Annotated in this window: 13 protein-coding genes; 8 read left to right on the forward strand and 5 right to left on the reverse strand. The window is 32.9% G+C overall.

Going from position 1 to position 20,062, the window contains the following annotated elements; all coding sequences use genetic code 11:
- Positions 1 to 6: 6 nt before the first annotated feature.
- The 5 genes from EDD62_RS01020 to EDD62_RS01040 all read left to right on the forward strand — a co-directional run bounded on the left by EDD62_RS01020 (position 7) and on the right by EDD62_RS01040 (position 10,130).
- Positions 7 to 3,384 carry a PD-(D/E)XK nuclease family protein gene (locus EDD62_RS01020; RefSeq protein WP_123807196.1) on the forward strand — a complete coding sequence of 1,126 codons (3,378 nt, stop codon included), beginning with the start codon at positions 7 to 9 and terminating at the stop codon, positions 3,382 to 3,384.
- The gene (addA, locus tag EDD62_RS01025) at positions 3,377 to 6,970 is read left to right on the forward strand and encodes a helicase-exonuclease AddAB subunit AddA (RefSeq protein ID WP_123807197.1); all 3,594 of its coding nucleotides are present in this window, start codon (positions 3,377 to 3,379) and stop codon (positions 6,968 to 6,970) included. Before EDD62_RS01020 ends, addA begins: the two co-directional genes overlap by 8 nt.
- Positions 6,960 to 8,084, forward strand: coding sequence for a DUF418 domain-containing protein (locus EDD62_RS01030; protein ID WP_123807198.1), 1,125 nt, complete (start codon positions 6,960 to 6,962; stop codon positions 8,082 to 8,084). Before addA ends, EDD62_RS01030 begins: the two co-directional genes overlap by 11 nt.
- A 60-nt stretch (positions 8,085 to 8,144) precedes the next feature.
- Positions 8,145 to 8,519 (forward strand): YisL family protein, encoded by a 375-nt coding sequence (locus tag EDD62_RS01035; RefSeq protein ID WP_123807199.1) that lies wholly within the window; start codon positions 8,145 to 8,147, stop codon positions 8,517 to 8,519.
- A gap of 213 nt (positions 8,520 to 8,732) precedes the next feature.
- On the forward strand, positions 8,733 to 10,130 hold the full coding sequence (locus EDD62_RS01040; RefSeq protein ID WP_123807200.1) for an alpha-amylase family glycosyl hydrolase: 1,398 nt from the start codon (positions 8,733 to 8,735) through the stop codon (positions 10,128 to 10,130).
- 19 nt (positions 10,131 to 10,149) lie between these two features.
- Here the strand turns inward: EDD62_RS01040 and EDD62_RS01045 are convergent, their stop codons facing one another.
- Genes EDD62_RS01045 through EDD62_RS01055 form a run of 3 tightly spaced genes read right to left on the reverse strand, consistent with a single transcriptional unit; the run spans position 10,150 to position 13,160 of the window.
- Positions 10,150 to 11,484, reverse strand: a complete 1,335-nt coding sequence (locus tag EDD62_RS01045) for a CoA-disulfide reductase (RefSeq protein WP_123807201.1) — start codon at positions 11,482 to 11,484, stop codon at positions 10,150 to 10,152.
- A complete protein-coding gene (locus EDD62_RS01050) occupies positions 11,477 to 12,337 on the reverse strand; it encodes a DegV family protein (RefSeq protein WP_123807202.1) in 861 nt (286 codons plus the stop codon). Before EDD62_RS01050 ends, EDD62_RS01045 begins: the two co-directional genes overlap by 8 nt.
- Before the next feature lie 4 nt (positions 12,338 to 12,341).
- A complete protein-coding gene (locus EDD62_RS01055; protein WP_123807203.1) occupies positions 12,342 to 13,160 on the reverse strand; it encodes a Cof-type HAD-IIB family hydrolase in 819 nt (272 codons plus the stop codon).
- Between the two features lie 138 nt (positions 13,161 to 13,298).
- On the opposite strand from EDD62_RS01055, the gene EDD62_RS01060 reads away from it, so the two are divergent.
- Both EDD62_RS01060 and EDD62_RS01065 read left to right on the forward strand, forming a co-directional pair.
- On the forward strand, positions 13,299 to 13,607 hold the full coding sequence (locus tag EDD62_RS01060; protein WP_077140668.1) for a metal-sulfur cluster assembly factor: 309 nt from the start codon (positions 13,299 to 13,301) through the stop codon (positions 13,605 to 13,607).
- A 150-nt stretch (positions 13,608 to 13,757) separates the two neighbouring features.
- Positions 13,758 to 15,524: an acyltransferase family protein gene (locus EDD62_RS01065; RefSeq protein WP_123807204.1), complete on the forward strand. Its 1,767-nt coding sequence runs from the start codon at positions 13,758 to 13,760 to the stop codon at positions 15,522 to 15,524.
- 23 nt (positions 15,525 to 15,547) lie between these two features.
- Here the strand turns inward: EDD62_RS01065 and EDD62_RS01070 are convergent, their stop codons facing one another.
- Together EDD62_RS01070 and EDD62_RS01075 are read right to left on the reverse strand one after the other, a co-directional pair.
- Positions 15,548 to 16,246 carry a Crp/Fnr family transcriptional regulator gene (locus tag EDD62_RS01070; RefSeq protein ID WP_123807205.1) on the reverse strand — a complete coding sequence of 233 codons (699 nt, stop codon included), beginning with the start codon at positions 16,244 to 16,246 and terminating at the stop codon, positions 15,548 to 15,550.
- 112 nt (positions 16,247 to 16,358) lie between these two features.
- On the reverse strand, positions 16,359 to 17,189 hold the full coding sequence (locus tag EDD62_RS01075; RefSeq protein ID WP_123807206.1) for an undecaprenyl-diphosphate phosphatase: 831 nt from the start codon (positions 17,187 to 17,189) through the stop codon (positions 16,359 to 16,361).
- A 266-nt stretch (positions 17,190 to 17,455) separates the two neighbouring features.
- On the opposite strand from EDD62_RS01075, the gene clpB reads away from it, so the two are divergent.
- Complete coding sequence (gene clpB / locus EDD62_RS01080; protein WP_123807207.1) at positions 17,456 to 20,056, forward strand: ATP-dependent chaperone ClpB; 2,601 nt, start codon at positions 17,456 to 17,458, stop codon at positions 20,054 to 20,056.
- Positions 20,057 to 20,062 lie beyond the last annotated feature (6 nt).

Below are 20,062 nucleotides of genomic sequence, written 5' to 3' on the forward strand. Positions count from 1 at the left end.
TACGATATGTTGATGAAATTATATATTGGTCGAAGTGGTACTGGTAAAACGAAGGCTATCTTAGATGAGATTCAGCAGCAAGAACAGATCAATCCGTTAGGGCATCCACAAATTTTAATTACACCGACACAAGAAACATTTCAACTTGAACAACAGTTAACTGAAGAAGATATTTCTGGAAGCGTTAGAACGAATGTTTATCATTTCGGTCGGTTAGCATATCGAGTATTGAGTGATTTAGGAGTTCCGTTACATGATAGTTTGACTGATCAAGGGATGACGATGCTTATACAAAGCATTATGACGAAACATCGACATGAATTAAAATTTTTTAATGACCATGTAAAGTATGTAGGTTTCAGTGAACAAATTAAAGAAAGCATCGATGAGTTCAACAAGTATATGGTTACGCCAGATGATTTATATGCAATGATTGAAGCGTTGGATGAGCATGATGAATATTATTATTATAAATATCATGATTTAGCATTGATTTATGAACAAGTAGAAGAGGCATTGAAGGATCAATTTTTATATAAAGAAGATATTTTAAAACAATTCGCAATTCATATCGAAGATAGCGAGTATATCCGAACATCAAATATATATATAGACAGTTATCATAATTTCACAGACTTAGAATATTATATTATACAATTGTTAATACAACATGCTCAATCTGTAACGATTGCTTTAACGTTAGATTTTAATGATAAACCGCTTTTTCGAAAGACAAATGAAACATTTAATAGACTGCAACACATTGGTCAAACGTTACAAGTTGATCCTTTAGTGACGACCTTTAATAAAGTATATCGACATCATCAACAGACGTTAAATAGTATCCAGCATATACTAGATCCAACCGATTCAATTGAAATAGAAAATGATGGAGCAATCGAGGTTTATAGTGCATCGAACTATGAAGATGAAGTATTACTTGCGATTAGACATATAGAAAAAATGATCACACAATATGGTTACAACTATAAAGATATTGGTCTATTATACCGTGATTCTGCATATATCCCATATATTGATCGTTACTTTACGAAATTTGAGATTCCATACGCGACCGATGTGAAAAAAACGATGAAAAATCATCCACTAATTACATATGTTAAAAAACTAATATCAATTATACAAAATCCTTATCAATATGATGCCGTATTTGATATGTTAAAGACTGGATACTTATTACCGAAGCTAAATCACAAAGATTCTATATATCGGTTTGAACAGTATTGTCTAATTCATCATTTTACGTTCAACCGATGGACGACTGAAGCACTGTTCAAACATTCTAACTATACGACTGAAATGTTAAAGCATATGAACCAGTTGAAAAATGCAATATTGTATCAAATCGATCCGGTGATTGAACAATATCGTTCAATGAAAACATCGAATGAAATAACTATTTATAAACTTGTTGAATGGATTTATCACAGTATTAATCAAGAAGAAGTTGTTGAACATATTCAACAGATGATTCAATTGGAACAACAAGCAGGTGATCATTTTAATCGGTTTGACGAGACACAGCAAGCGTATGATGGTTTGATAGAGTTGTTAGATGAACTGACGTTACTTGATGAACATTCAATGACTGTTGATACATTTTTGGATATATTACTTGCAGGCTTGAACAGTTTAACGTTCAGTGATATTCCACAAACGTTAGATGAAGTATCGATTGGTACGATGGATTTAGCAAAGATTTCAAATAAACCGATTGTCATTTTAATTGGTGTGAATCAAAACGTATTACCAAGTGCAACACTTGATACTGCTATTATTAATACTAAAGATAAAGAAATTCTCTCGAATAATGATATTAATATAAGTCCGAGTCAATCTGTGCTTAGTCTTGATGAAAAATTTGTATTCTATTATGCAATGACTAGAGCTACGGATAAAGTTTTCGTCTCATTTGCTGAAGGTAATCAAAATAACGAATCAGTAGGTCCATCATTTTACATTCAACAATTGATTCAATCGATCAATGGGCTCAAAATACAATCCTTTAATATCATCAAAGAAAAATATTTAACAGAATATATATTTACAATCGCTTCGGCAAAACATTACTTAAAAGATGTAATTCAAATAAAAGGACAACAAAGCAGTGAACAGTTTTTAAAATATATGAGTCAGCAACATAAAGCATTATATGACGATGTTATCAATAGCTTCCATTATATTAATGAAGCAATACCATTATCTACAGAACAAGCTCGGGCTTTGTATGGAGAGTCATTTGAAGCAAGCGTATCAAGACTTGAGATGTTTAATGGGTGTCAGTTCAAGCACTATATGCAATATGCACTTAAAGCGTATCCAGTTGAACCTATTCAATTAGATCAAAAACAAACAGGATTGCTTTACCATTATGTGATGGACAAGATGTTAAAAGAACTTCCAATAGAAACTTTAACGAAAGATGAATTAAAGGTTAACGTTCGTGAGTATATATCACAATTTATTGAGCAAAACTTTCGAATGATTGTTCAAACGTCTAAAGATATTCATTTGATTCAACGTCTAGAAGCACTTCTAATCGAAAATATGAAAGCCATTCAAGTCCAACTTAAACAATCCAACTTTAAACCATCATTATTTGAGGCGAAATTTGGTGTCGCAGAGCAACTAAAAGGACCATCATATACGGTTGAAGACCAGTCTAATATTAATGTGACATTAAAAGGTCAAATTGACCGAGTCGATATGTATCAAGATGATCATGACAAATTGCACAGTTTTGTCATTGATTACAAAAGTAGTGATCAAAGTCTTGACTATAAAAAACTCTTTGAAGGGCATCAAATGCAGCTCACAACCTACTTAAAAACTGTATTAAGTCAGCATGATGATCAAACAATCGTACCAATAGGATTAGCATACTACCATGTAAACTCTGGACATAAACATATATCAACGTTGAATGAATTACCAAAAACTAATGATTTAGACAAATCACATATGAAGAAGTTTAGATTTGATGGTGTTTTTGTATCGGATGCTGAAATCCTTAAACAACTTGATGCACATTTGAAGGATGAGCAAAAAGGATTATTTATCGCACAATCAATAAAAAAAGATGGTACATTAAGTCAACAAGGTCGTCATGTCCCACTAGATTTTATATACAAGATGCTTGAAGTAAATGACTATAATATTGAACAGGCGGTCTCAAATATTTATCATGGTAAGACATCGATTCATCCATTAAAAGATGGTCAGCGCACAGTATGTTCAATGTGTGATTTTAAAGAAAGTTGTCATATCGATATCACGCTCAAAGGGAATCGTTATAATAAAATAACCCATTCCAATAAAACTGCGAAAGAAAAGATTGAACAGTGGGGTGAAGTAGATGAGTAATACACCACAATGGACTGAAGATCAATTGAGAGCAATTGAAGCGAAAGATAGTGATATATTAATTGCAGCGGCCGCCGGTAGTGGTAAAACAACGGTATTAGTTGAACGCATTATGCAGAAAATATTAAATGATAGTATATCCATCGATGAATTGATGATTGTTACATTTACGAATGCAAGTGCGAAAGATATGTCCTTAAAAATAGAAAAGGCGATACACAAATATCTAAAAGCGGACCCGAAAAATGAACATTTACTGTCTCAACTGTCGAAGCTACAAGATGCACATATATCAACGATTCATAGTTTTTGCTTGAAATTAATTCAAACTTATTATTATTTAATTGATTTGGACCCGAATTTTCAAACCGCAGATTCAAACGAAGTAAAATTATTACTGAATGATTCGATTGACACAGTGTTGAATGATATCTCAGGTGATGCATTAGAGGTTGATGAATTGACGAAATTCTTATCTATGCTCAACATATATGCAAATGAAGAAACATTATATAAAATCATCATCAATGGTTATTACCATTACATTGCAAAACCTGATTATGATGAAGTCATTGAACAAGAAATTGAGATTTTACAACATCAGCCAGAGGCATATATTAAACAACAATTAGAAATTGTGAACAATGATTTAAATGGGCAATTTAGCATATTGTTTAGATTGTTTAATCAATTTTCACAGTTATTAATGGATAAGCAGCTTGATGTATGTCAGCACACTGTAAATGTTGAAGAAAGCCCGTTTAAATTAACAGACGCATTTATTTCAAAATATGAAAGAAATGTATCGATGATTCAACGGATGTTTATGCTTTATCAACATAACGAATTGGACTATAAAACGGTGAATCAATATTTTATTGATATTACTTTAAGAGATTTCACAATTACAATCTCCAAGAAAATGACCGAATCAGAAGAAGGTCTGGCAGTCAAAGAGGCTTATGGGCTTTATAAAGAACAATTAAAACAAATTGTTGAGCAATTTGCTGCAATAGATTATGACGAACATATCGAATATAGTTATGATGCGATAGATGCACAAATATTTTATCTTAAATTGATTCAAAAGGTCATCACTCAATATGGTGCATTAAAGCGCAAAAATCAATATATCGACTTCAATGATTATGAACATTTCGCATTGGATATTATTCGTGCACGTCATGGCTTTGTAGCTGATCATTATAGGCAACAATTTAAAGAAATTATGGTCGATGAATATCAAGATACGAATTTGATGCAAGAAGCGATTATAAATGAACTTAAAAGGTATGAACCTTATAGTAATGTCTTTATGGTTGGTGATGTGAAGCAATCAATATATCGTTTTAGACAAGCAGAACCACAATTATTTATTGATAAATTCAATAAATATAAAGAAGATATCGATGGACAGTTGATCACATTGTCGAAAAACTTCCGTTCAAATAAAATGGTATTGGATTTTACGAATATGTTCTTTGAAGCGGTGATGGATTCGTCGGTTGGTGAAATCAACTATGATGATGACCAGAAATTATACTTTGGAAAGGGGCAATCTTCAATCGAAGATCAGCCTGTTGTGTTAAATATAATCACTGAGAATGAACAAGAACAAGTTGAGTACGATGAGATTGTGGAACTCGAGGCACACTTTATCGCTCAAAACATTATTGATAAAATCAAAGCGTCAAATGGTGAATTGAGTTATCGAGATTTTGCAATCATACATCGTAAGAATAAAGATATAAATACGTATAAACGTATAATGAGTGAGTATAACTTACCGTTCTATGCTGAAAATGTTTCAGGATATTATGATGCGATCGAAGTCAAATTAGTGATGAGTATATTGAAAGTGATTCATAACCCAATGTACGATATCCCACTGATTGGAATACTCAGATCTTATTGCTATTATTTCAATGAAGAAGAATTAGCAATGATACGTATAGATTGTGACCAGAGCAATTCACGATTATCATTTTATGAGCAGTTACAATACATTTCAACGAGTAATACACACCCATTACAATCAAGATGTAAGCAAGTGTTGGATGATATTGAAAATTTAAGAGCCTACAGTCTGAAACATAGTATGAATGAATTGCTTGTCTATATTTATGATTACTATCATTTGATTGAAAAACAAGTTGGACTTCCAAATAGTGAGCAAAGACAAGCTAATTTACAAGGACTATTTGAACGGACAAAGCAATTCAATGAAGGACATAACGTTGTGATTATGGATTTTATCCGTTATGTTCAACGATTGCTTGATGACAATATTGATATCGGAGAAGTGTCAGTATTACGAGATGATGCAGATGTTGTCAAATTGATGACAGTCCATAAATCTAAAGGGTTAGAATTTGAATATGTTTATTATTGCCTGAATTACGAAATGATGTCACGGGTTATGGATAATAGAGTGATATTGACTGATGAGACAGGTGTTACAATGCCTGCCTTTAATCAGGAATATCTATATACGTTTGAAAGTATTCAATCGAACGCAGCGAAGTTAATTAGAAAGCATCTATCGTATAGTGAGGAGCTCAGATTAATGTATGTTGCGATGACACGTGCAAAGCAGCAATTAATATTCGTCACGAATGAATCTCTAGATGAGGATGACTTGGATTTAGAATCACATTATCAATATTCAGTGTTGGATCAACGCATTGCATCGTTTGAGCGATTACAATACAAAAAAGCGAGTGATTTTGTATACGCTGTTTTTGCAGAGCTATATTATCAAGCAAATAAAATTAATCTGAATCACGATATACGATATAACATCGAATTTCCTAAAGTTAAAGCTGTTCAACCGTTATTAAAGCAAAATCAAGATCGTGATGACGATATGATCCAAGAGGATGCTTGGTTTGAGCGTATTGATACACCTTATTCATCGAATCGTTTAAATAAACCGACGAAAATTTCAGTGAGTGATATTAAGGCTACTGAAGGAGATCAAACAGTCAAAACATATGAAATAAATCAATCCACTCAACATGATCAAGTTATATTAAAAAGACCGAAGTTTTTAGCAGAGACAAAACAGTTAACACGTGCAGAGTATGGGACGTTAATGCATAAAGTGATGCAGCATTTACCATTTAAAGACACGGTTGATGCTAATATGGTCGAATCACTCGTTCGCTCATTAGTTGATGATGGTACAATAACAGATGATGAATTTAACATTGTTAATATGAATGAAATTCAAAAATTTTATAATTCTAAACTTTATGACAGAATTTTGAATGCGAATGAAGTGATTGAAGAGTTACCATTCATCGTCAATCGAAGTCATATTAATGAGTCGATAGATTATCCACAGCTTGAACAAGGAATGGTTGACGTCCTGCTTGTGTTCGATGACCATTATGAGATTATTGATTATAAGACAGATTCAGTTCAAACAAATCGAATGAAAGATAACTTGGAATCAATATTGAAAGAACGTTACACAACTCAACTGGTTCAGTATAAATTGGCATTACAATCTATACTAAAAAAACGAGTGGATGCTTATGTTTATCATTTTAGTGGAGTAGAGGTTGAAATCAATGGAGAATAAACGGGAAAGAATTCATTTACTAGATATATTGAGAGGTATTAGTTTATTTGGTATTTTATTAATGAATGGGGTTGCAATGAGCGCACCCCTCCATTTCACAAATCCATTCCAATTTTATTCGGGCTTAGATGATATATTGTATGACGTGAGTGCAATCATCATCAACGGATCATTCTATCCAATCTTTGCATTTTTATTTGGATGTACATTTTATATTATTTATAAGAACGCCGTAAATAAAGGACAAAATGGACAACTTAAGTTATTGAAAAGAGTAGTGATTTTATTATTATTCGGGATAATTCATAGTGTATTTTTATTTTATGGTGATATTCTCGTAGATTATGCTATATGTGGGCTATTGTTATTATTAATTATTCGATTAAGAGCAAAGATACAACTCATCATATCTATTGCATTACTATCAATTAATTTGATGTGTACTCTACTGTTTTCATGGCTATTGTCGTTAACAGTAGAGAATGATATTTATACATCGATGGAAGATATCGAATCGAGTACGAGAAGCTATGATCAAGGACAGTTCATTGATATTATTCAAGAGAATATTAATTTCTTTCTCACATTCAGATTACTCAATATTTTCACAGCCGATTTATTCGGCATATTGCCAATCATGATTTTAGGTATACTGTTTATACGCCATCAGTTGTATAAGTCACAATGGTTAGACAAACATCTACTATGGATTATACCTATTTTACTTGGTGTTGGATTAGCTATAAAGGCTTTACCAGTCATCACTAATGGTTCTTTGAGTAGTCAATTAATTGCATCATTCGGTGGCTATCTCGTTGCATTTGGTTATATAGGACTGATTATGAAATTAATGAAGCAACGATTCATACAATTATTCATGAAACCATTCCAATATATTGGGCGATTTAGTTTGACGACATATATCACACAAAGCATTGCACTTGTAATTATGTATTATAGTATTGGCTTTGGGTTATATGGTGACCTAGGACTGACAGAAATTTATCCACTATTAATCACAATATTTGTTGTCCAACTCATCATCGTTATGGTCTATCGTAAATTTTTTAAATACGGACCACTTGAATGGATATGGCGTAAAGCAACAGGATAGTTATTTAAATCAAACCATGATACAATGAAATTTGTATTATTGAAAAAGGAGTGAAATTAAATGCTACATGCGCATATTACAGCTTGGGTTATTGGAGTGATATTATTTTTAATCGCATACAATAACATCTCAGATCAACAAGGACCAACACCACAATACAAAGTATTACATATGGTGTTACGAGTATTTTATGTGATCATTATCGTTACAGGTATCGTCTTATTTATGGATGCAATGGGTATTGATGGAATGATGTACGGTATTAAGTTTTTACTTGGTATTATAACAATTGGATTAATGGAAATGACATTAATTAAGAAGAAAAAAGCGAAAAAATCACGTGGTTTCTTTATCGGTTCAATCGTTGCATTAATATTAACGATTGCATTAGGTTTACACTTGCCTATGGAAGCAATCATGGCAATTTTCAAGTAATTTATTTTGATTTTTAGACTACATCATGATGATGTAGTCTTTTTTGATTGGTGAGTGCCAGATAATAAGGATAGAGATGAGACTGGCAACTTAAAATATTATATTCCCATTTAGTCGAATATAATGATTGTCATGACTTTGACATGTGTATGGTTGAACTCATATCAATAATTCAATTATAATGGGTATAATATAGTTGTGGAGGATACCTTTATGCGGAAACTGATCATCGGTGTATTGATTTTAAGTAGTTTATTCACTACGCCAAATTACAAAGCTTTAGCAAGTGAACAACATAATGAAACACCAGATAGAGTTTATAGTATAATCGTCGATCGATTTAGCAATGGTGATTCACAAAATGATATGCATATTTCTAATGATGAAGACGATCATCTACCGTATGGTGGAGATTATGTAGGGATCATTGATAAATTAGACTATATCAAAGACATGGGGTTTAATGCAATTCAATTATCAAATGTGTTTGACCATGAAGATACAGATTATTTAGGGTATAAAGAAGTTGATTATGGGACGTTAGAGCCTATGTTTGGGACAGAGGATGAATTCAAACAACTGATCAAAGCTGCTCATGATAGAGAGATGAAAGTCATAATTGATATACCAATGACAGCGAACGATCAGTATTCGGGTCAATCGATTGAAATGGATGGTCTTGTTGCTGATTATTATGGTGATACTGAATTTATAGACTTTACTAAGGAGCAAAATAAAAAACAATATCAATCGATGTTGAATGAATTTGTTGAACAATATAATGTTGATGGATTATCGATGTATACTCATCAATCCGTTGATGCAAATGAAATTCTCCCTTCTAATGTGACGACATATGCTTTTGAAACGGTTGGAAAATCAACTAACTTTGACCATGTTCAACAGCCGCATAAAACGAAAACATTGCAACAATCATTTAAAACAATAAACCAACCGATAGAATCATATAGTAATGATAAACATGAAATTCTTGCTGCTGATACGTGGTTTACAGAACGATTTACTCATTTCGCAGCGAGTGAAAATATGTTTCCACCGCAGCGTATAAAGCAATTATCGGATTATATGATGATGCATAATGGACCGGTGTTTTTTAATTATGGAACAGAAATTGCCTTAAATGGAGAAGAACTTCCAACAATACATCGATTAATGAACTTTAGAACGGATGCTGAGATTATTGATCATATTACTCATTTCATGACGACTTTAAAAGATCATCAAGTCGTTTATCGTAGTGATAAGCAATTGATTAAAAAAGGCGAAGGTTACTTATTAACTTCTATTAAGACTGACGACGTACCATTTGTTTATTACATTAATAATACGGATAAAACGTTAGATCAACGCATTACTTCTGTATCACAAGATAAAATGCTACGAGGACTTCTGATTGGAGACAATGTATATCCTAAGGAAGAAGAACATGAACTCATATTAAATCGTGAAGAGTCTGAACTATATGCAACGATTGACGTTCAACCAATGAATTGGGGATATTTGATTGCAGCGTTTATTATATTTATAGGATTTGGGATTTTCGTATTTATCTTGACGAAACGAACTAAAAAGAATCAAGGCAACCACTAAGTTTAGTGGTTGCCTTGATTTATTTCTTAAATGCATTGATTGCTTTATATCCAATCATATTTATTATAGATTTAGGACTTGCGTATGGTGGTGAATATGTAGGTTCGATATTGATGAAGTCTTCAACAACCATCTGATTCATCATCGACATTGTGATTAAATCAATATACTTACTGACATCACGTCCACCGATTGCTGAAGCTCTGGCAACTTGATGGGTAGATGGATCGATATAAACAATGATTTGAATTTTTTCTTTATCTGGCATATAACCTGCTCGATCATAACCTGAATGTTCTATCTTAATGTATTCATCCGTTAATTCTGATTCTTTCAAACCGACAGTAGCAATCGTTAAATCAAACAGTCGAATAATGGATGCACTATATACACCTTGAGAAGGTTTATCTATCTTTGTATTTGTAATGTGATGTGCGATGGTCGTTGCATCTCGGTGTGTGATCCATGCTAATGGTAAGTGAATCGGTTGATTATCTATCGCACGTCTTGTCATGATCGCATCTCCTAATGCATATACATTATCGACAGACGTTTGATTTAATGCGTTGACTTTAATAAATTTGTCATCTATTAAATCAATCTGACTCGATTGAATAAACTGAGTTGATGGTGTTATACCAATTGCAGTAATAACTAAGTCAGATAAAATTGTTTGTCCATTGTTTAATATTACTTGATGTGCATCGATCTGATCGACTTCACAATGTTCATACAGCTTAATATCATTAGATAATAAAGTATCTCTTAAGTCATCATTGAATTGTCTATCTACAGCTTTGTAATATTGATCACTTCGATTGATGATAGAAACATTTAATCCTCTTTCTTTCAAGTTCTCTGCTGCTTCTAAAGCAATGTAACCAGCCCCAATAATGGTCACGTTTTGAATATCATGTGTCTTAATCGATGATTCGATATCTTCAAGTTGTTCAATATTATGAAGGACGAATTGCCGGTGCTGACCTCTCACTTCTAAGCGCTTAGCATGAGCACCTGGTGATAAAATCAAAAAATCGTAAGTGTCTGTCGTTTGTTCGTTGTGTTCATCCTTTATTGTAATTTTATTGACCTTTGTGTCAATATTTATGACTTCATGATTTAAGTGAACTTTGATGTTTCTTTTGTTGTCGAATTCATCCACTGACGCTGCATATAATGATTCAATGTCTTCAACTTCATGACTTAAATGATATGGTAAGCCACAGTTTGCAAAACTAAAGGATGGTCGTTTTTCGTAAATGACAATGTCGCATTGATCATCTAAACGTCTAATCTGGCTTGCTACAGTCGCACCACCTGCAACACCACCAATGATAATGATACGCTTATTCATCGTCTAACTCCTTGAAGAAAAATAGTGTGAAGCAACCCATTCCAGTATGACAACCGATGATTGGTCCGATATTGTAAATATCGATTTCAGCATCGGGTCTAATATTTAAAAGTTCTTGCTTCAACGTTTCGGCAGATTCAATGGCATCTGCGTGACAGATTGCGATATGTTTTTTTACAGATGATTGTGCTTGTTTATCAAAGTGGTTGACCATACTTTTAATTAGTTTCTTCGTACCACGATGCTTTTCAAATGGTACAAGCTTGCCATTTTCAACATGAAGGAGTGGTTTGATGTTCATCACACTACCTAAAAATGCTGACCCCTTAGATAATCGGCCACCTTGTGCTAAATGATGTAAATCATCGACTGTAAAGTAATGTATAATATTTTCTATATCGCGTTGAATCGCGGATAATATATCGTCAAGGTGATTATAATGATTATTATGATCAATTGCACGATTTACAATCAGACCTTGTCCCATACTTGCAGCGTGTGTATCAACAATTGTTAAGTTAAAGTCTGGATAATTATTTAACACATCATCATATATTAATTTAGCCGTTTGATAAGTCCCGCTTAATTCACTACTAAAGCATATATATATTGCGTCTTCACCAGTTTTTGCAACTTTAGTAAAAGCATTAAGTAGTTGTTCAGGAGATGCTTGTTGTGTTTTAACATTTCTCTTATCTTTTATAGCCTGTAAGACACCATCTGTCGTAATGTCATGTTGATCTGTATAAGTTTCTCCATCAATCGTCAACGTGAAGGGAATGAATTCAACATTATGAGCTTGTAAATAATCGACTGATAAATCAGCACCTGAGTCAGTAATGAGTCTTACCATAAAGTTATTCCTCCATTTCTAAGTTAAAGTAATCATTCAAAAAGTGTCCTATCCCATCTTCTTCATTGGATAATGTTGTATGTGTCGCAACAGATTTTAAATCATTTATTCCATTATGCATTGCAACACCAATGTCAGCATATTTAATCATTTCTAAGTCGTTATCTTCATCCCCAAATGCTATTGTCTTTACACCATTTAAATCAAGCTTTTCTTTAACATACATAATACCTTGAGCTTTATTGATTCCTTTTTTAACAAGTTCGATGACTGGAAATGGGTCGCCCCAACGTCTATGTTCAATCGCTTCTGCGTAAATATTCGTCAAGTGCTCTCTAATGTCCTTAATATGTCGTTCTTCTGCCTGGATGAGTATACTTGTTGAGTGTTCGTCCATTAATTCAGCAAGATTACCGTGTAAAATCGTAGGGTTACCCATACTAAATTCATCAATCAGTAATGAATCATGGTAGTGTATAAAGACTTGATCTTTAACTTCAGCAACGACATTTTGAATTTTTAAGTCATGTAACTCTTCAATGATATCCTTTGCAATTTGCAAATCTAATGTTTCATGGACTGTTTTAAAATATAAATCTGTTGGATGATGAACGAATGCGCCATTAAAGTTGACAACAGGTGTACTTAAAGAAAGTTCATTGTAATATTTTTCTGTTGCACGATATGGTCTTCCAGTCGCTATCATGAGTATATGTCCTTGAGCTTTAAGCTCTAATAGTACTTTTTTTGTAAAAGGTAAAATTTCTTTTTGATTTGATAGTAATGTGCCATCTAAATCTAAACAAATTAAATGTTTTTCCATATTGTGACTCCAATCATCAATTGAATAGTTGAATGTTTAATACAATTTATTTTATCATAAAAGAATTTCAGTTTCTTTTGTTATGGATATGAGTTTGATATAATAAAGTCACGAATTGTACGAATGGAGGAGAGAAATATGGAAGAATCAATGAAAGATAGTTTACTTGGAGCACTTGAAAACGTCATTGATCCAGAGCTTGGAATCGATATCGTTAACTTAGGATTAGTATATAATGTCGATATGGATGAAGATGGTGTTGTCAATGTTGAAATGACATTAACTTCAATGGGTTGTCCAATGGGTCCACAAATAGTTGAGCAAGTGAATACTGCAGTGATGGAGTTACCTGAAGTTAAAGATGTCAATGTACACATTGTCTGGAATCCACCATGGGATAAAGACATGATGTCACGTTATGCAAAAATTGCACTTGGTGTAAGCTAATATAATAGATGAAATAATTTTTGACACTGTATTGTAAGTATTTTAAATTTCACTTATGATGCAGTGTATTTATTTTTTTTACATATGCTTTATTTATTATGATTTATGCTATAATGGTTTTTGTTGATTTTGAATAAAGGTGAAATAGTTATGAACCAACGAATAAGCGATTCTAAAAATAATAATAGCATTACTGGATTAATCGGACTATCCATCATATTTATCGTTTTATACCACTTGAATCGAACAGTGTTTTCAGGTGGTTTTTTTGGCGTCGATGTTTTACTCGTAATTGCTGGGTACTTACATACAAATTATTTACTACGTATAAATGGTCATCAAGGCCATCAAATTAATGAAAAAATGTCTCGATACATGCTAAGGTATTTACCAACATTGATGATTGTTATCGTGGCTACATTAATCATCTTTAGCTTGATGCAATATGAACCTTTTCATCAACTCCGTAATACAGCATTGTCTATGATTTTTATTGTCCCAAATTGGTACATGATTCAATACCATGATGGTTATTTTGATGCATATATACTAGAACCATTAGTACATCTATTTGCGTTAGGTGTATTATTACAATGTGTTGTAATTTGGACTTTCATTTGTCGATTGCTATTTAAATTTAAAAGCCATCTAAAAGCAATGCAAGCGATCGCTTTTTTAATGATTATTAGTGCAAGTGCAATGCCTATTGTATTCTTGACAGCAGGTGTTTCAAGGAGTTTCTTAGGGACTGATACCCGACTACAAACATTCTTAATGGGTGCTTTAGTAGCATTTATATCACAACAATTTAACACATCACGATTTAAGTTTCGTTATGACAAATTTGTGTTACCTGTAGTGACCATTTTAATGGTTGTATTATTGATTATTTCATTTATGACAGCTAAGACGACAAATATTTTACTATATTTCGGTGGGACATTTATCTTTAGTTTGATTGTCGGTGTACTCATCTGGTCGATTACTATACGTGATAATAATATTGGGCAATTAATTTTCAAATTTAAACCGTTAGTATTACTAGGTAAACGAGCATTTCCATTATATATGTGGCACATGCCAATCATCGTACTCATTCGTTCGATAGGATTTAACCATTCAATTATTGAGTGGCTCATTGCAATCATCGCTATCAGTGTATTAACAGAATTAACATATCGTAAAATACAACGCCCTATAGAGAAGTTAGGATTTAAAAATGCAATCAGATCAATAAATTGGCAGAAATTTATAAGACCGGCATTGATTATTTGTCTGTTAATATTGTTCATTGTCAGTACTGTCTATATTAATAGTTTTTTTAAAGATGACATTAAGGATTATTCATCATCAAATACAGAAATTATTAAAGATGAAATTAAACTCGAGAAGCCAGAGTATAGAAATGTTAATATGAAAAAAATAAATTATCTCTATATTGGTGATGGATTTTCAAATGATGTAGTTGATCAATTAAAGAATGATACACCAAATTTGACAACAGATGTTGAAGTGAATAGAAGTGGAACAGGATTATCAAGAATTCTTGCGAATCATAGTGAATTTGATCAACGTGGTGAAGTCATGGTGATTCAATTAGGTGGAACGTTAAAACCAGATTTAGAATCAGTTGAGGACTTCATTATAAATCATCCTCATCAACATATATTTTTGATTAATTTAAGAGGTAATAAAGAGTATTCTAGAGAGATCAATGAAAGTTATTATGCATTGACGAATGAGTACGACAATACGTATCTCATTGATTGGAATTATGAAGTGAATACGAATGATGATTATTTTGATGAAGAATCGGGTCAATTAAATCGTAAAGGAAAAAAAGCATATAGTAATTTGATCAGCAAATCAATTCAAATTGTGTTAGAAGGGCAAGTAAGCAAGAAAGGATTCCAATAAACATTGGAATCCTTTCTTATTTACTATTCTATACGACAAATTGAACTAATACATTCTTCGCATGAAATTTCTTGGCGTAAATAGTCAATATTGTGAAGCGTGATTTTTTTGCGGTCAATTGAAATAATATTTAATTTAACGAGTTCGTTTAACATCCTATTCATGACTTCTCGTGATGAACCTGTAAAGTTAGCGAGTTCTTGATTTGTTAATGAAATATCTAATAATATACCTCCATCAATAGTTAGTCCGTATGAGTTAGACAATCGAATGAGTGTTGAATAGAGACTGCCTTTTTTACCACATTGAAACAGGTCGCGAATTCGTGATTCTTTTCGTGTATTATCGATTTGTAACCACTGGATCCATTCGTATGTTAACACTTGATCTTCTAAGACGCTACGTTCAAATACTTCAGTATCCATTTTGACAAGTACAACGTCAGATCTTGCTTGTGCATCGTTTTGATACGTTGGTTGCAAAGGATAAATTTCTGTAGATCCGAATAGACCAAATGTACTCAGAAGTTTCATCGCAAATTCTTTGCCATTCTCAAAGCTTCTCGAAATAACGACTTGACCATTTAATATTAAATAAATGTATTCACGTTGATCTGTCGCTTGGTAAATGTACTCATTTTTTTTGAACGACACTTGAGTGCCATTTTCTCTAATGAAATTAATGACAGAATACGGAGTGTGTTCTAGTTTGTTTTTTAACATTACCGTTCATCCTTTGAATAGTTAATATTAATTACTAGTATACTATTAAAAAACGATGAATCAAATGTGTGAACATTTGGTTCATCGTGATAGTGTTAATTTATGGATTATGTTAAAAGAAAAAAGATAATATGATAACTAGTGGTCCTACAATGAAGCAATATAGGCTAAAAATAAATAAATTGCCTTTCGCCATAATACCTTGTAACCATTTCAATGAAATATAGCTTGCAACAAGAGATGCAGTAAAGGCACCGATATAAGCAATGACCATATTTTGAGTTGGTGGTTCGTTAATAATGTCTTTAATACCGAGTAGTGCAGTCCCTAAGCTAATAGGAATGTACAATAAGAAAGAGAACTTTAATGCAGTCTTTTGATTCATACCAACACCCATTGCACCGACGATTGTTGCACCACTTCTACTAATTCCTGGGATTAATGCAACAGCTTGAGCAAATCCAACAATAATAGCATCTTTCAACGTTAAGTCGCCGTCGAATTTTTTCCCACGATTATTACGAATGACCCACAATGCAATACCTGTAACAATTAGCATGATACCTACAAGTAAAGCACTTTTATAATCTCCTATAAAGTCTTCTAATAACAAGCCTAATATACCAGCTGGAATCGTTGCGATGATTAAATACATGACAAATTTGAAGTCTTCGATGACTTCTTTTGAACGTTTGCCACCAATATATTGTAGAAAATGAATGAATAATTGTACGATATCATTCCAATAAATAATGACGACAGCAATTAAAGACGCTGTATTGACTAAAATTTCAAACGTAAATCCCTTTGCCCCAATACCTAAAAATTCTTGTAGTAATACAAGGTGTCCACTACTGGAAATAGGGATTGGTTCGGTAACGCCTTGAACTAATCCTAAAAATACGTATTTCAAAAACTCTATCCAATCGAATAATTGCTCCATGATCATCCATCCTTTTGTTATGAACTATGTATTTGATGATACAATTTTCAAATATTAAATTATTTACTGATACAGCAGAGTAATTGCATTATGCAATACTCATAATTATAGTGACGCACTGACGAAAATGCAAAAATTTAAAAGAAATTTTATTAAGAAAAGGTATTGAATTAATGATTAAAATAATGTATATTATAGTTAAGGTCAAAGAAAGTCAAAGTTAAATTTGACCGATAAATTATTAAATAAACTAAGAGGTGAATCGTATGGATATGAACAAATTAACAATATCTGTCGCAGAAGCATTAAACAGTGCTCGAGAACTCGCCATTGAAAAGCAACAACAACAAATTAACGCGACAATGTTAATGTTAGCATTAATGAACGCCGAAGGCTCATTAATGGAAAGGATTTTATTTAAAGCTGAAATAGACATTGGAACATATATTAAACGATTAAAAGAAGACCTTGATCAATGTAATACAAAAATATCAGGGGATTCTGTACAATATGGACAATATTTAAGTACAGATTTAAATCAAGTAATGATTAGTGCTGAGAAGGTAATGAATCAATTTGATGATGATTTTATATCACAAGAACATATACTCCTTAGTGCAATAGATCATCACACAGTATCAAAAAACTATTTGAAAAAAGAAAAAAAAGAAATTGAATTTGCAATTGAAAAAATAAGAGGGGGTAATCACGTGAATACACAAAATCCAGAAGTACAATATGAAGCGTTAGAAAAATATGGACGTGACTTAGTCAAAGAGGTAAAAGAAGGGAAAATGGATCCAGTTATAGGACGTGACGAAGAAATTAGAAATACAATTCGAATTATTAGTCGTAAAAGAAAAAATAACCCAGTCTTAATCGGAGAACCAGGTGTAGGTAAGACGGCAATCGTAGAAGGATTAGCACAACGTATCGTCAATCGTGATGTACCAGAGAGTTTGTTAGATAAAACGATTTTCGAACTGGATTTAAGTGCACTCGTTGCTGGGGCTAAATATCGTGGTGAATTCGAAGAACGATTGAAAGCGGTATTGAAAGAAATTAAGGACAGTGAAGGAAGAATTATACTATTCATTGATGAGATTCATATGCTTGTCGGTGCGGGTAAAACTGACGGAGCAATGGATGCTTCTAATATGTTAAAACCGATGCTGGCTCGTGGTGAACTGCATTGCATTGGTGCGACAACTTTGAATGAATATCGTGAATATATAGAGAAGGATAGTGCTTTAGAGCGACGATTCCAGAAGGTAAACGTGTCAGAACCTACAATCGAAGATACGATTAGTATTTTGCGTGGTTTGAAAGAACGGTATGAAGTCCATCATGGCGTAAGAATTCAAGATAGAGCGTTGGTGAGTGCAGCAGAACTTGCTGATCGTTACATTACGGATCGATTCTTACCAGATAAAGCGATAGATTTAGTTGACCAAGCGTGTGCAACGATTAATACTGAAATGGGATCTAATCCTACTGAACTGGATGCGTTAAATCGTAAAGTTATGCAACTTGAAATCGAAGCACAAGCACTAAAGAAAGAAGAAGATGAATTAAGTCAGAATAGACTTAAAGAACTAGAAGATGAATTATCTGAAGCAAAGAGTGAACAACAAGATTTGCAACAGAAAATACAAGTCGAAAAAGATAAAATTCAAGTTGTACAAAATAAAAGAACTGAGTTAGATCAATATAAGCAACAATTAGAAGAAGCGGAAAGACAGTATGAACTTGAGAAAGCTGCAGAATTAAGACATGGTAAGATTCCAGAATTAGAACAACAATTGAAAGCGTTAGAAGAAGAGTATAAAGAGCAAAATGATCAAACAACACGTTATATTCGTGAAGTCGTCACTGAAGATGAGATTGGTACAATAGTGAGTCAATGGACAGGCATTCCAGTGAACAAACTAGTCGAAACAGAAAAAGAGAAATTGTTGAACTTATCTTCTATTCTTCATCAGCGAGTTGTTGGTCAAGGTGAAGCGGTTGAACTTGTTAGTGATGCAGTATTGAGAGCACGTGCTGGTATTAAAGATCCGAATAGACCGATTGGATCATTCTTATTCTTAGGACCAACAGGAGTTGGTAAAACAGAACTTGCGAAATCACTTGCTGAATCGATGTTTGATTCTGAGAAGCATATGATTCGTATCGATATGAGTGAGTACATGGAGAAGCATACAGTTGCACGATTAATTGGTGCACCTCCTGGATATATTGGACATGAAGAAGGTGGACAATTAACAGAAGCAGTGAGAAGAAAACCATATTCAGTCGTATTATTAGATGAAGTCGAGAAAGCACATCCAGAAGTATTCAATGTCCTGTTGCAGATGTTAGATGAAGGGCATTTAACCGATTCAAAAGGACGTACTGTTGATTTCAAAAACACAATCATCATTATGACAAGTAATATTGGATCTGAATATTTATTAGATGGAATCAATTCTGAAGGTATGATTACAGAAGAGGCTCGAGAACAAGTACAAAATAGCCTTCATGCTCATTTTAAACCAGAAATTTTGAATCGAATGGATGACATTGTGATATTTAAACCACTTCAACAATCTGAGATGACTAGAATTGTCGATAAATTAATCGGTGAATTGAATAAACGATTAAAAGATCAGCATTTATTATTGAATGTATCGGATGATGTTAAAGAATGGATAGCAACAGAAGCGTATGATGTTCAATTCGGTGCAAGACCATTAAAACGATTCATTCAAAGACAGATTGAAACGCCACTTGCAAGATTCATTATTCGAGAAGGATTAGAAGAAGGTTGTACAATTAATGTAGTACGTCAAGGTAGTGAAGTTCAATTTCAGATGAATGGTGAATAAAGAAAA

The sequence above is a fragment of the Abyssicoccus albus genome, assembly GCF_003815035.1.
Taxonomy (GTDB): domain Bacteria; phylum Bacillota; class Bacilli; order Staphylococcales; family Abyssicoccaceae; genus Abyssicoccus; species Abyssicoccus albus.

Coding starts and splice junctions, on each gene's coding strand:
- addA (WP_123807197.1), top strand. CDS start 3,377: ATGAGTAATACACCACAATGGACTGAAGATCAATTGAGAGCAATTGAA.
- EDD62_RS01050 (WP_123807202.1), bottom strand. CDS start 12,337: ATGGTAAGACTCATTACTGACTCAGGTGCTGATTTATCAGTCGATTAT.
- EDD62_RS01075 (WP_123807206.1), bottom strand. CDS start 17,189: ATGGAGCAATTATTCGATTGGATAGAGTTTTTGAAATACGTATTTTTA.
- EDD62_RS01060 (WP_077140668.1), top strand. CDS start 13,299: ATGGAAGAATCAATGAAAGATAGTTTACTTGGAGCACTTGAAAACGTC.
- EDD62_RS01040 (WP_123807200.1), top strand. CDS start 8,733: ATGCGGAAACTGATCATCGGTGTATTGATTTTAAGTAGTTTATTCACT.
- EDD62_RS01055 (WP_123807203.1), bottom strand. CDS start 13,160: ATGGAAAAACATTTAATTTGTTTAGATTTAGATGGCACATTACTATCA.
- EDD62_RS01035 (WP_123807199.1), top strand. CDS start 8,145: ATGCTACATGCGCATATTACAGCTTGGGTTATTGGAGTGATATTATTT.
- EDD62_RS01065 (WP_123807204.1), top strand. CDS start 13,758: ATGAACCAACGAATAAGCGATTCTAAAAATAATAATAGCATTACTGGA.
- clpB (WP_123807207.1), top strand. CDS start 17,456: ATGGATATGAACAAATTAACAATATCTGTCGCAGAAGCATTAAACAGT.
- EDD62_RS01030 (WP_123807198.1), top strand. CDS start 6,960: ATGGAGAATAAACGGGAAAGAATTCATTTACTAGATATATTGAGAGGT.
- EDD62_RS01045 (WP_123807201.1), bottom strand. CDS start 11,484: ATGAATAAGCGTATCATTATCATTGGTGGTGTTGCAGGTGGTGCGACT.
- EDD62_RS01020 (WP_123807196.1), top strand. CDS start 7: ATGTTGATGAAATTATATATTGGTCGAAGTGGTACTGGTAAAACGAAG.
- EDD62_RS01070 (WP_123807205.1), bottom strand. CDS start 16,246: ATGTTAAAAAACAAACTAGAACACACTCCGTATTCTGTCATTAATTTC.